The organism is Aquirufa sp. (assembly GCF_044377215.1).
Taxonomy (GTDB): Bacteria; Bacteroidota; Bacteroidia; order Cytophagales; family Spirosomataceae; genus Aquirufa.
The window spans coordinates 130,967-144,028 of sequence record NZ_JBILJM010000001.1; the positions used below are offsets into that span (position 1 = coordinate 130,967).

Annotated in this window: 14 protein-coding genes; 8 read left to right on the forward strand and 6 right to left on the reverse strand. The window is 39.1% G+C overall.

Annotated features, from left to right (window positions below):
- Nucleotides 1-7: 7 nt before the first annotated feature.
- From ACIQ6T_RS00605 to mutY, 4 genes are all read right to left on the reverse strand, one after another.
- On the reverse strand, nucleotides 8-964 hold the full coding sequence (locus tag ACIQ6T_RS00605; protein ID WP_395783152.1) for a hypothetical protein: 957 nt from the start codon (nucleotides 962-964) through the stop codon (nucleotides 8-10).
- Nucleotides 945-2,297, reverse strand: a complete 1,353-nt coding sequence (gene gldE, locus ACIQ6T_RS00610) for a gliding motility-associated protein GldE (protein WP_395783154.1) — start codon at nucleotides 2,295-2,297, stop codon at nucleotides 945-947. The genes ACIQ6T_RS00605 and gldE overlap by 20 nt, the downstream gene beginning before the upstream one ends.
- 79 nt (nucleotides 2,298-2,376) lie before the next feature.
- Nucleotides 2,377-2,838 (reverse strand): single-stranded DNA-binding protein, encoded by a 462-nt coding sequence (locus ACIQ6T_RS00615; protein WP_395783156.1) that lies wholly within the window; start codon nucleotides 2,836-2,838, stop codon nucleotides 2,377-2,379.
- A 60-nt stretch (nucleotides 2,839-2,898) separates the two neighbouring features.
- The gene (gene mutY / locus ACIQ6T_RS00620) at nucleotides 2,899-3,975 is read right to left on the reverse strand and encodes an A/G-specific adenine glycosylase (RefSeq protein ID WP_395783158.1); all 1,077 of its coding nucleotides are present in this window, start codon (nucleotides 3,973-3,975) and stop codon (nucleotides 2,899-2,901) included.
- Nucleotides 3,976-4,128: 153 nt separating this feature from the next.
- Between mutY and ACIQ6T_RS00625 the strand changes: the two genes are divergently transcribed.
- From ACIQ6T_RS00625 to ACIQ6T_RS00655, 7 genes are all read left to right on the forward strand, one after another.
- Nucleotides 4,129-4,425, forward strand: a complete 297-nt coding sequence (locus tag ACIQ6T_RS00625) for an HU family DNA-binding protein (RefSeq protein ID WP_395783160.1) — start codon at nucleotides 4,129-4,131, stop codon at nucleotides 4,423-4,425.
- Between the two features lie 22 nt (nucleotides 4,426-4,447).
- Nucleotides 4,448-5,287, forward strand: coding sequence for a tetratricopeptide repeat protein (locus ACIQ6T_RS00630; RefSeq protein WP_395783162.1), 840 nt, complete (start codon nucleotides 4,448-4,450; stop codon nucleotides 5,285-5,287).
- Between the two features lie 334 nt (nucleotides 5,288-5,621).
- Nucleotides 5,622-7,178 (forward strand): ribonuclease E/G, encoded by a 1,557-nt coding sequence (locus ACIQ6T_RS00635; RefSeq protein WP_395783164.1) that lies wholly within the window; start codon nucleotides 5,622-5,624, stop codon nucleotides 7,176-7,178.
- Nucleotides 7,156-8,382, forward strand: coding sequence for a tetratricopeptide repeat protein (locus ACIQ6T_RS00640; RefSeq protein WP_395783166.1), 1,227 nt, complete (start codon nucleotides 7,156-7,158; stop codon nucleotides 8,380-8,382). The genes ACIQ6T_RS00635 and ACIQ6T_RS00640 overlap by 23 nt, the downstream gene beginning before the upstream one ends.
- Before the next feature lie 38 nt (nucleotides 8,383-8,420).
- Nucleotides 8,421-9,047 (forward strand): 16S rRNA (guanine(527)-N(7))-methyltransferase RsmG, encoded by a 627-nt coding sequence (rsmG, locus tag ACIQ6T_RS00645; protein ID WP_395783168.1) that lies wholly within the window; start codon nucleotides 8,421-8,423, stop codon nucleotides 9,045-9,047.
- 9 nt (nucleotides 9,048-9,056) lie between these two features.
- The gene (locus ACIQ6T_RS00650; RefSeq protein WP_395783170.1) at nucleotides 9,057-10,043 is read left to right on the forward strand and encodes a glycosyltransferase family 2 protein; all 987 of its coding nucleotides are present in this window, start codon (nucleotides 9,057-9,059) and stop codon (nucleotides 10,041-10,043) included.
- A gap of 1 nt (nucleotide 10,044) precedes the next feature.
- On the forward strand, nucleotides 10,045-10,749 hold the full coding sequence (locus ACIQ6T_RS00655; RefSeq protein WP_395783172.1) for a DUF5672 family protein: 705 nt from the start codon (nucleotides 10,045-10,047) through the stop codon (nucleotides 10,747-10,749).
- Here ACIQ6T_RS00655 and ACIQ6T_RS00660 read toward each other — a convergent pair whose 3' ends face one another.
- The gene (locus ACIQ6T_RS00660) at nucleotides 10,750-11,091 is read right to left on the reverse strand and encodes a LytR/AlgR family response regulator transcription factor (protein ID WP_395783174.1); all 342 of its coding nucleotides are present in this window, start codon (nucleotides 11,089-11,091) and stop codon (nucleotides 10,750-10,752) included. It lies immediately after the preceding gene.
- A 283-nt stretch (nucleotides 11,092-11,374) separates the two neighbouring features.
- Between ACIQ6T_RS00660 and ACIQ6T_RS00665 the strand changes: the two genes are divergently transcribed.
- Nucleotides 11,375-12,346: an aldo/keto reductase gene (locus ACIQ6T_RS00665; protein WP_395783176.1), complete on the forward strand. Its 972-nt coding sequence runs from the start codon at nucleotides 11,375-11,377 to the stop codon at nucleotides 12,344-12,346.
- Here ACIQ6T_RS00665 and ACIQ6T_RS00670 read toward each other — a convergent pair.
- Nucleotides 12,327-13,037 carry a thioredoxin domain-containing protein gene (locus ACIQ6T_RS00670; RefSeq protein WP_395783178.1) on the reverse strand — a complete coding sequence of 237 codons (711 nt, stop codon included), beginning with the start codon at nucleotides 13,035-13,037 and terminating at the stop codon, nucleotides 12,327-12,329. The genes ACIQ6T_RS00665 and ACIQ6T_RS00670 overlap by 20 nt on opposite strands.
- Nucleotides 13,038-13,062: the final 25 nt, after the last annotated feature.

The window sequence follows — 13,062 nt, forward strand, 5'->3', positions numbered from 1 at the left end:
CCCTCGCTTACTTTTTCTTGTAAAAAAATAAACGAGCTGCGACTCCTTCTCCAAGAGTATAATAGCCCGATCCATCAGCTGCAAAACTAACTGCCTCTCCCTGAATTTCTTGGCCCGTTCCATCTGAATTAATCCCAGCATAAGTAACTTTTATAGGCGGCCTTTTCAATGCCGAAGGTATTGACTCTCCTGAACTGCGCTTCCAATAATGCATTTCGAAATAATTCTTAATTAATATCTCCGAATTATCAGCAGAAACTGCACCACCAGAAATAAAATTAACCGCAATAACACGCGGATCTGAAATGATCGGAGTAGAAAAAGTTAGTTCCTGTACAAATTCAGCTTGCACATTGGCCGAAGGAGTAACACTGGAAGCCGGAATTTTATATAAGCGCTTATTATTTTCACGTTTGGAAATAATAAAAATATCTTTGGTTTTTTGATCAATCAAAAGGCATTCCATATCCCGGGCGCCATCGGGTAATTTAAACTTAATTGAATTAACGTTACTTATTTTTGACAAAGTACTCGCATTTACAACTGGTTCTCTAAACCAATAAATCGTATAATCTGTGTATGCAGCATTATTATCGCCGAAATCAGCCACATAAACGGTTGCTGATCCATCCGATTCTCCCACAATGGCCATATCTTCCCAATCGCGGTTTTGGGTACCAACCAATTCAAATTCACGAAGGCCTTTACCCTTATCATCAAAATAATAAAGTACGTTAGGGTTTCCTGAGTCATTGTGTGACCAAAAATATCCTGGATTCACGCGGCTTGCAGCTAAGCCAGATGCCTCTGAAAGTCCTGGATTTTCTACATCTCCCAGGTCAATTGATGAAAGAAATGTTGAACTTGCTGTGTCAGGCGCAACAGGAACTAGACTAATGTCACACGCGTTTAGCCACAAAGAGCTAAAACATAATAGGCTGATTTTAATTAGTCGCTTCTTCATCCTGTTTTTCTTGTGTGGTTACTTTAACATGCACTTTTTTAACCCGACGCATATCTACGCTCTGTACTTTAAACACAAATTTTTCAAACACAACCTCTTCCCCTGCATTAGGAATTCTGGCAAATAGTTCGATCATCATCCCTCCCAACGTCTCACTCTCCCCGCGTGATTTTTCGAAATAAGTGCTCTCTAAATCAAAAACTTTGCAAAAATCATTGAGTGATGTTTTTGCCTCAAAAATATAGGTTGATTCGTCAATACGCTTATAATCTTTCGTCTCATCATCAAATTCGTCGTTAATCTCACCCACAATCTCTTCAATAATATCTTCCATCGTTGCGAGTCCCTCCGTCTCGCCGTATTCATTCACAACAACTGCCATGTGAACGCGTTTCTCTTGAAAATCGTACAACAAATCATCTATTTTTTTGTTTTCCGGCACAAAAAATGGTTGGTGTAATAATGAAATCCAATCGAAATTTTCATCTTTATCAACGTGCTTCAGTAAATCCTTAATGTATAAAATGCCTTCAATTTTATCAATTGTGTCCTTAAAAACAGGAACTCGAGAGTACCCATTCTTATTGATTTTATCCATCAACTCATGAAAATCCATCTCCGTGTCAAAAGCAACAATATCACGACGCGCTTGCATGACAGATTTAACTGATGTATTACCGAAATTCAGAATACCACGTAAAATATCTTTTTCTTGTTCGGTTGTATTTTCGTCCGTGGTAATCTCTAAGGCATGATTTAACTCATGAGCCGTGAGCGTATATGATTTCTTTTCGATTCGTTTTTCAATCAAATTTGAAATCGCCAACAAAGATTTTGCTAAAGGCAAAAAGATCAACGTAAAGAATTCAATAAATGGAGAGGTAAAAAGGGCAAACTTAAGGTTGTTCTGCTGAGCCCAAACTTTGGGAATCAATTCCCCAAAAAATGTAATTATAAATGTAACCCCAAACAACAAAAACAAAGTGACGACTAATGTTCCGACAGATTGTGGGCCCAAAATCATTTCTGTCAAATAATTAGACAGTGTAATAAAAATAATATTTACAAAATTTATAGCAATTAAAAGTGTTGCGAGTAACTGCTGAGGCTTATCCAAGAGGATACTGACCGCCTTTTCCGCAGATTTATCACTTTCCCGCAAAGCAATACGCTGGTCAGCATTTAAGGAAAAAAAAGCTACTTCTGAGCCGGCCAACAAAGCAGAGAGGCCAAGTAAGGCAAGTAAAATTAGGCCAATGACGAATACCGATGTGTAGTTGAGCTGAGGCTCAAGAATGGTTACTAATTGAATCGTATAGGGGTCGGCGTCCATGTTATAAAATGCGCATTTGATGCAAATTTAAGAAAAAGGGAATAGAGTCGCCTATTATTCCCTTTTTCTTACATAAAATTTAAAATGGCAAAACATCCCCCTCTTCCATCATCGGCGGAAAGGCAGCTCCACTTGCTGATACGGCATTTCCCAGATTAACAGGTTCTGGCCGTGGTCGGGATTCAGGTGTTTCTCCGGCAGGTCGATCGTTCCGACTGCCAATTAAATTAAGTGAGGTAGCTCGAATTCTATACCCTCTTACTGTTGCACCAGCTTTGTCTTGCCATTCCTCTGAGCGAATTTTACCTTCAATGTAAACCTGATTACCTTTTTTTAGGTATTGCTCAGCAATATTGGCCAAATTGTCCCATAATTCAACACGATGCCATTCCGTCTGTTCGACCCGCTGGCCATCTTTTCCGGTATAAGATTCTGAAGTTGCGATGTTGATATTCGCAACTTTCATTCCACTAGGCAATGCGCGTACTTCTGGGTCCGCACCCAAATTGCCCAAAATAATCACTTTGTTTACTCCTGCCATGGTTATACTATTTAAAGGTTAGGTTTATGTGAAATTGATGGCTCAAATGTACCGCTTCTATTAAACAAGCAATTCATGTAAAACCAAATTATCAGTTATCATATTTAAAATCAAAACAGGTTTTCCGCATTTTTCGAAGTCCTGTGCGTCCATCCACTGAAAATCCCCGAACAAGGCTAGGTCAACAAAATCAGGAACTTGGATTAACCAGGCCCTCGAAAAAATTCGTTGGTGACTTAATAGATGCTTACCCGGAGACCTCAGTTCGGTGGTGGGGAAGGCCAGCAAATCTCCGAAAGGGCCAATGGCTTCAGGAAGCTCACAAAGTTGGCTCGTTTCATGCTGGACAAACTCCCACAGTCCTTGCCAAATATCTTTCTCGCGGCGCATATGCACCAGAACTTTATGTTTTTGAACAACAATGAAATAATTAAAATATCTATTTCGGGGGGCTTTCCCTTTCGATTTGATTGGCAATGTTTGCGTCCGATTGGTCGCGAAAGCCACACATGAAACTCGAAGTGGGCATGTTTCACAAGCAGGCACTGGACTACATTGCAAGGAACCAAACTCCATAATGGCTTGATTAAAAGTTGCCGCATACGCTCGTGGGATTAAACTTTGGGCTATCTCTGTAAATTCTTTCCGAGCGGAAGAGTGCATGATATCTGTCTCAATACCAAAATAGCGTGAAAGAATACGAAAAACGTTCCCGTCCACAACGGGGACTGATTCATCAAAAGCAAATGAGGCGATAGCTGCGGCGGTGTACGGACCAATTCCGGGCAATTGCACAAGCTGCTCGTACGTCTGCGGGAACTCGCCATTAAATTTTTCGACCACTAAACGAGCCGTTTTATGCAAATTCCGCGCCCGACTGTAATACCCCAAACCCTGCCAATTGCGAAACAATAATGCCTCATCCGCTTTGGCAAGATGATTAATGGTCGGAAATACATGTAATAATTTATGAAAATAGGGCAACCCTTGTGCCACGCGCGTCTGCTGGAGTATGATCTCAGATAACCAAATCACATAAGGATCGCGCGTTTGACGCCAAGGAAGTTCGCGCGCGTTTGCAGGATACCAGGCTAACAAACTCTCAGAAAAGGGATGCAGTGCGTCTTTATTCATCATCTGACTCAAATATACGGGCTACATTCAAAATTTTAATTTTTATTCGAGCTTTTCATTTGCCTCTGTTAAAGAAAAGCCTTACTTTTGTGTCCCTTTTGGAATAAGAGGAAAGCGTAAAATTCAATCAACGATTAACTTAAAGAATTCATTACCGTGACTAAGGCAGATGTAATTGCTGAGATTTCCAGCAAAACAGGGATTGATAAGAAAGATGTTTCTGAAACGTTAGAGAACTTCTTTCAGGTTGTAAAAGACAATTTAGCGAATCAGGAAAACATTTATGTTCGTGGATTTGGGAGTTTTATAAATAAGAAAAGGGCTAAAAAAATTGCTCGTAATATTTCTAAAAATACGTCTATTACTATTGAAGAGCATTTCGTGCCAAGCTTTAAGCCGGCAAAGGTGTTTATTGAACAAGTTAAAACAAGCACTGACCCTGCAAAAGCTTAATTTATTAAGTTAGGTCAATAAAATGAATAAAACGCTTGCGCTCATTTTATGTATTGGCCTGGGATTAAGTGTCCTCATATTTCAATTACCCAAGGGGAATGTGAGTAATAAAACTGGGCAAGTTGCCTCTGGCGAAGCAAATCGTGACGCAGTAAATGCTCCAAAAGCTAAAGTCGAGGAAGAAGCTCACGCTACTCCACTGACCCCAAGCCAGCAGAAACAAATAGCTCAGTTAAAAGCTAATTTGACAACAGCAAAAACTGAAGCCCTTCAAGTAGGTGCTTTAGAGAAGTTGGCAACAACTTTTATTCAGCTTGACAAATACGACAGTGCAGCTTATTATGCTGCTCAGTTTGCGGACCAGCATCCCGAATTGTCGAACGTTCTGCGTGCGGGACAATTGTATTTTGAAGCACAAACGTTTGCCATTAATGTATCCAAAGGGAAATTAATGGGGGAGAAAGCCCGAAATTATTTTGAAAAAGCGTTAACGTTAGATCCGAATAACCTATTGGTTAAGACGAACATGGCGATGACTTATGTAGATACACCTACACCGATGAAGGGAATTACACTTCTGAGAGAAGTAATTGAACAAGAGCCGACTTTTGTGCCGGCAATTTTCAATTTGGGGATATTAGCCATTAAATCGAATCAGTTTGGCAAAGGCCAAGAACGATTCACACAAATATTGAAGCTGGAACCTACTAACTTTAAAGCCGCTTTAAATCTCGGTTTTTGTTTAGCCCAGTTAGATAAAGAAGTCGAGGCAAAAAAGATCTTAAAACGTGTTCTTACAGAAAGTAAAGATGCGCAAGAGATCAAAGCCGCGAAAGAATTGCTGACAGAAATGCAGCATTAAACATTGTTGAGTTCATTTATTTGAACTTCTCAAAAAATAGAAAAGCTGAAAGTCAGCTTGGTAAATTATTAAAAACTTAAACGCTAAAAGCTATGCCTTGCGGAAAGAAAAGAAAACGTCATAAGATTTCAACACACAAGCGTAAAAAACGTCTTCGTAAGAATCGTCACAAGAAGAAATAGTAACAGCTAACATTCTTCATTTTTAGATTGTAAGACATACCCAAAGACAGGCATTTTATTTAGCAATAAATAGCCTGTTTTTGGTGTTTGCTTACCTGTATATTATATATTTGGGTTTTACGCCTGAATGAACATTCTTCTCGTCAAACATTGTGAGTAATGAACTAATCATAAATTCCACACCCAAGGGTGATCGAATTGCCCTTTTGCATGACAAAAGGATTGTTGAATACCACATTGAACAGTCGGAACCACAATTCTCCGTTGGAGATATTTATTTAGGTACGATTAAGAAATTGGTTTCGGGATTAAATGCCGCATTTATTGATATAGGTTATGAAAAAGATGCATTCTTGCACTATCATGACCTTGGGCCAAATTTAGCTACCCTTCAAAAATTCACTCGGGATGTTTTAACCAAAAAAGGTAAAAATGTTCGGATTGAGAATTATAAATTAGAAGAGGAAATTGACAAATTAGGCAAAGTAGAGAAAGTATTAACTCGTGGTCAGTTAGCCCTTGTTCAAGTGGTTAAAGAACCGATTTCCACGAAAGGTCCTCGGTTATCTTGCGATATTTCCATTGCAGGAAGATTCCTTGTGCTTGTTCCCTTCTCTAACGGAGTGAACATATCGAAAAAAATCACGTCCAAAGCGGAGCGCAATCGCTTGCAAAAGCTCATGAGCTCCATTAAACCAAAAAACTATGGTGTCATTGTACGGACCGTAGCCGAAGGGAAGGCCGTTGAAGAAATGGAGCGTGACTTGAAAGAGTCTATCGCGAAATGGGAGGACGGAATCAAAAAATTGGTAGACGCAAAACCGGCCGACCGGATTATCGGAGAGATGAGTCGGGCTACCTCCATGTTACGCGATTTATTGAATAATGATTTTGATAATGTCATTGTGGATAGCCCCGATTTATACAATGAGGCCAAAGAATATGTCCACAACGTCGCTCCAGAAAAAGAGAAAATCGTTAAGCTCCATACCGGAAAAACAAAATTGTTTGAACAAGTAGGTATTGAAAAACAACTTAAAATGTTGTTTGGCCGCTCTGTTTCACTTCCTGCTGGTGGGTACCTTATCGTAGAGCATACAGAGGCACTCCATGTAATCGATGTGAATTCTGGAAACAAATCAAATTCAGAAGATGACCAAGAAGCCACTGCTTTAAGTGTAAATAGAGAAGCAGCCAAAGAAATTGCGCGGCAATTACGTTTACGTGATATGGGTGGCATTATTGTTATCGACTTCATCGACATGAAAAAAGCGGATAATCGCAAGATGATCCAAGACATCATGCGCGATGAAATGCGTGGCGACCGTTCAAAATACACAATCTTACCATTAACCAAATTTGGATTGATGCAGATTACACGCCAACGGGTTCGTCCTGAAATGAACGTGTCTACGCATGAAACTTGTCCAAGTTGCGCGGGAACTGGAAGTATTACGGCCAGTATTGCTGTCTCTGAGATTATCGCCCAGCATGTCGAGCATCTTGTAACAAAGCAGAATGAGAAAAAATTAACCTTATTGGCTCATCCATTCTTGTCGGCTTACTTTACCAAAGGTTTCCCATCGATTCGGATGAATTGGTTTTTGAAATACAAAACATGGATCTCCATCATGGAAGACTCCTCATTTGGCATTACAGAATTTAAATTCTTAAACCAAAATGGAGATGAAATTGAAATATCATCTTAAGTGTTTTTTACTACTGATTAGTTTACTACCATTGGCCTTCAACATGCAAGGTCAATGGTGGAAATTAACTGAAGAGGCTGAAAAAGAACGTTCCAAAGGGATGCTACTTCTTACCGCCGAAGTGCAAATTGAGGCAACCGCTGCCATCAATCAAATGTACAACTTTCACTTCCCCGAAGCTGAACGCGAATTCAATTACCTAAAAGTCAAATACCCCAAACATCCCCTACCCGATTTCCTTCTCGGCCTTATGCAATGGTGGAAAATTGTACCCAACACCAAAAGTGAAGTATACGATGAGCGACTAATCCAATACATGGATAGTAGCATTGAAAAAGCAGAGCTTATTTGGGACGAAACAGAAAATCCTGAAGCCGCTTTTTTTATGGCGGCAGCTTATGGATTCAAAGGACGATTACATGCAGAAAGGAAGAATTGGACTCGAGCTACATTAGCCGCCAAAAATGCCTTGAAATATCTCGAATATTCACGAAATTTTGCCGACTTCAGTCCTGAGCTCATGTTTGGTGACGGCTTGTATAATTATTATTATCATTTTATTAAGCAAAATTTCCCCTTGTTAAGGCCTGTACTTTGGCTATTTCCAAAAGCCAATAAACTACAGGGAATCAAACAATTAGAACAAGTAAGCTACCAAGCTTTTTATACCCGAACCGAAGCGCGTTATTTCTTATTGCAAATTTATGCCATGGAAAATATGGCAGATAAGTCATATGACATGGCTAAATACACGCACGAAAATTTTCCGGAAAATCCATTTTTTCATCGATATCACGCGCGGGCAGCTTTTATGGTGGGCAAATTAGACGAAGCTGAGGAACAAGCCAAATCAATCCTTGATCGCATCGAAAAACACCAAGTTGGCTATGAAGGAGTCTCCGGACGATATGCCAGCTATATCCTTGGATATTATAATTTATATGTTTTTAAAAACACGATTGAAGCGAAAAAACGCTTTTTGCAATGCCTGGAATTCAGCAAGCAAACGGAAGGAATGGAATCGGGCTACTATTGGGCCTCCGTTTTGGGCCTTGCACGTATCGCCTTTCAAGAATCAAATTATGATTTAGCTGTCAGCTATTGTAAAGAAGTATTAGACAAGGCAGATAAAAAATCAGCCCAACATACCGAAGCAAAAAAGCTCCTATCAGAATCAAAAAAGGCAAGAAGAAGGCAAAAATAGGTACGATATTTACGTATCTTTGGGGCTGAAAATCGACTATGAAAGCGGAATTAATTAAAAAGTATTTTCCCGAAATTACGGAAACACAATTCCAGCAATTCGAACAATTGTTCCCCTTATATGAAGAATGGAACGAAAAAATCAACGTCGTTTCCCGTAAGGACATCGATAACTTAATGATGCATCATGTGTTGCATTCATTGGCAATCGCCAAATTCTTACAATTTAGACCAGGCACGGAAATATTAGACGTAGGTACTGGAGGTGGATTTCCCGGTATCCCATTAGCAATCCTATTTCCTGCATGTACATTTTTGCTAGTTGATAGTATTGGTAAAAAAATAAAAGTTGTCGAAGGTGTCACAGAAGGACTTGGATTAACAAATGTACAGGCCCAACATATCCGTGCAGAAGATGTAGATCAAGACTTTGAATTTATTGTTAGTCGGGCCGTCACACGCCTAAGCCCTTTTTACAATTGGGTACGAAATAAAATTAGTCCCAACCATTTCCATTCGAAAAAAAACGGTTTAATCTTGCTTAAAGGAGGCGATTTAAAAGAAGAAATTGAGGAATTAGAACGCAAAACAAAAGTTGTCAAACTTCCTTCTTATTTCGAAGAACCATTTTTTGAAACGAAAAAACTCGTATACGTTCCCATGTAATTTATTGATATGGAGTCAATTTCAGTAGCTTTATGTACGTATAACGGGGAAGAATTTCTACCCAAACAACTTGATTCAATCAAACAACAAACATGCCAAGTGCATGAGCTTATCGTTTGCGATGATGGATCACGCGACGCGACGCTTACGATATTAGAGAAATTCAAAGACTCTGTTCCTTTTCCCGTACACATTCACCAAAATAGCAGCAATTTAGGAAGTAGTAAAAATTTTGAGCAGTGCCTCCAAAAATGTTCAGGAGAAATCATTTTTTTATGTGACCAAGATGATGTTTGGATGCCAAACAAAGTAGAAATAATGCGCGCGTACTTTCGGCAAAATCCTTCTCAGGATGCCGTTTTTTCGAATGCTCAAATAATTGATCAACGCGGGCTAAAAACCGGGCATACGTCATTTAATCAAATAGAATTTAATCAGGAGGCACAGGCCAAATGGCTTGCAGGTGGATCATTTGAAATCCTGTTAAAAGGATATGTAGTCACGGGAGCTACTATGGCTATACGAAAAAGTTGTTTGCCCGATTTGATACCCGTTCCAGATATTATCCCCGAGTTAATCCATGATGGATGGATGGCGCTTAAATTAGCGATACATAATCAAATCGGGTATATAGCTGAGCCTTTGATTCAGTATCGGGAACATGAAAGCCAGCAAGTCGGATTGAAGGCGAAAAATGAACGCGTTTCTTTATTAGATCGATTCACTCGAACCAGAGTTGATAAATTAACACGGATTGAGAAAAAATATCAGGATGCAAAAGCGCTCTATTTATATATCTCCTCATTACCTAATATCCCTGCTGACGTAATCGAAAAAATTGAACATAGACATGAATTTTATTCCATGCGTGCACAATTACCAGCAAATCGATTGAAAAGAATATCCCCAATTTTAAAATATGTACTAGCAGGCTCATATAGAAAATTAGAGGGCGGTAAATGGTGGAGACCCATTTTAGGTGATTTATTTGAATAGCATGCAACAAGTAGCAATCGTCATACCTGTCTATCAAGCAAAGCTTTCCATAAATGAGCAGATTTCGTTGCGTCAGTGCCAACGAGTTTTAGGAAAACATCCATTAATTATTGTTGCGCCACACCAACTAAATACAGATTTTCTCACTGAATACATCGACGCCTACACTGTTATTCGATTCCCTGACACCTACTTCGTAAGCCCAAAGACCTATAATCATTTACTGGTTAGTGAGGCATTTTATCAAGCATTAATCGAATTTGAATATATACTGATTTACCAATTAGATGCCTATGTATTTGAAGATCAATTACTTGCCTGGTGCCAGAAAGGGTATGACTATATAGGAGCACCTAAATTAAAAAAGGCCCATTTTACAGGTGACAGTACCCTATTACATGAGCCAATACTAATGAATGGAGGATTATCGTTGCGAAATGTCAAATCACTACTTCGCTACATAAGATACTATGGATATTTTTTCAATGAATGGAAAGCTAACGAAGATGCCATGTTCTCGTTCGCACAACGTCGCTCCTATCCCTTCAGGTGGCTTTTGAAATTACCTAGTTGGCAGGATGCACTCGCGTTCTCTATTGAAAAAAATCCAGAAATTGGTGTAAAATTGCTTGGGGGCTCTTTGCCATTTGGGTGTCATGCGTGGGAAAAATATAGCCCAAGCTTCTGGCAAAAACACATTCGCTAATTATGCGAGCGTTTGAAAATATTCTTTTAATGGTCGAACTTGTCTTCGTGAAATTGAAATCACTTCATCATTAACTAAGCGTATCGTTTTTTGTGATTTGAAATCAATGTGTACAATAGCAGAAGGGTTAATCAAAGCAGATTTAGAAGGGCGAATAAAACCATCCTCGCTTAGCAAATTCGCAAAATACTTTAGTGTACGACAAGAAAGAATTTTACGGCCGTCTTTCAGGAAAAAATTAGAATAATTTCCTTCTCCGCGAATGAATAAAATATCAGAGGAGGGAATGCTTATAGTGCCCAATAAAATTGTACTTAAACCTTCTTTTTCGTTGACCTCCATAGCTTAACAAAACGCTTATATTTAGATCAAATTTAGTTTAAAGTAATAAGGGAAATTATAAGATTTGCGTTATTTGTGTTATTGTTGTTTTTAATATAAAAAATCGATTATTAAAAGGTAATGTAAAATATTTTCATAATGCGTATAAACACAATTATACCTAATGAAACATAATTAGAATAGGTAAAAATATGATAGAAATATAGCCAAAAACGTATTAAACGGGACAATTATTTAACGATTAAAATGCTACATTTAAAGGCAGAAAAACAGCCATAAATATATGAAAAAAAGGAGATTTGGAAGAACAGAATGGAACGTAAGTGAAATGGGCTACGGAATGTGGGGACTGGCAGGATGGACGGGCTCAGATATAGAAGAAGTTACTAAATCATTAGACCATGCTGTATCACTTGGATGTAATTTCTTCGATACAGCTTGGGGGTACGCAGAAGGGAAAAGTGAACAAATTTTAGGAGCATTGGTTAAGCGTCATTCAGACACCAAAATATATGCTGCAACAAAAATTCCTCCAAAGAATTTTACGTGGCCTTCTAAATCTGGATTTCTTTTAAAAGACTGCTTCCCGGCAAATCACATTATTGAATACACGGAGAAAAGCTTAAAAAATCTAGGGGTTGAGCAGATTGACTTACAGCAATTCCATGTTTGGGAAGATGCGTGGGCGAATCAGGATGAGTGGCAATTAGCGGTTGAAAAGCTAACAAAAGAAGGGAAAGTTGCTCATTGGGGAATATCTGTGAATCGGTGGGAGCCAAATAATTGTTTACAAACATTGAAGACAGGTCATATTTCATCCGTACAAGTGATTTATAACATTTTCGATCAAAACCCAGAGGATTTACTTTTCCCTCTTTGCAAAGAATTAGACGTCGCCATTATTGCACGTGTACCCTTTGATGAGGGCACTTTAACGGGAACCATGAACTATGACACTAAATTCCCCGCAGACGATTGGAGGTCGACCTATTTTGTTCCTGAAAATTTAATTTCCAGTGTTGATCATGCGAATGCACTAAAGCCGCTTATTCCTGAGGGAATGGATATGCCCGAAATGGCACTACGATTTATCTTATCAAACCCAGACGTGGGAACAATTATACCGGGCATGCGCAAGATAAATCACGCAGCAAATAACATTGCCTGTTCAGATGGAAAGGGTTTGCCAACAAATTTACTCGACAAATTAAAACTTCACCGATGGGATCGCCAGCCTACTGAATGGTCCCAGTAGCCTGAACAAATAATTCTTTGAGTTTTGGCTCTTCACGAAATCCCGATGTTTTTTGCAGTAATTTGCCCTGGCGGAATACGATAAAACTCGGGATTTCATCTATTCCATACGCCTGAAGTATGGACTGATTGCCGTCGGCCTCCACTTTTAGGACAGTCACTTTCCCTTTAAACTCCCCTGCCAATTTATCCACAAAAGGCATCATTTTTAAACATGGGGCGCACCACTTGGCATAAAAATCAATTACGACCGAATCATTATCTTTGACTAATTTTTCAAAATCAGTCAAACTCCAAGCAGCATCATGCTTAACAGCTGGAACTCCTTCTAATGGCTTCATTTTGGTCGTCCATTTCAAATATCCACCTTGTAACTCGGTTACTTGAAAACCTTTGGCTCGCATCACTTCAGCAGCTTGTGCAGAACGCCCACCCGAAAGGCAATAAATGAGTACAGGCTGGCTCTTGTCCAGTTTATCTATTTCCTGAGCAAAAGAATCAGACCGAAAATCGATATTTTGCGCTTTAGGTAAATGGCCTCCACCAAACTCACCAGACGTGCGTACATCTAACAATGTGGCCTTGGGCAATTCAGTGATTTTGGCTGAAAAGGATTCAACATCAACGACTTGAGCTTTAACAGTAAAACAAGAGATGGTTAAAAACAGGATTAGAAAGGAATAATTTTTCATTTTGGAAGGAAGCAAGGTTATATAA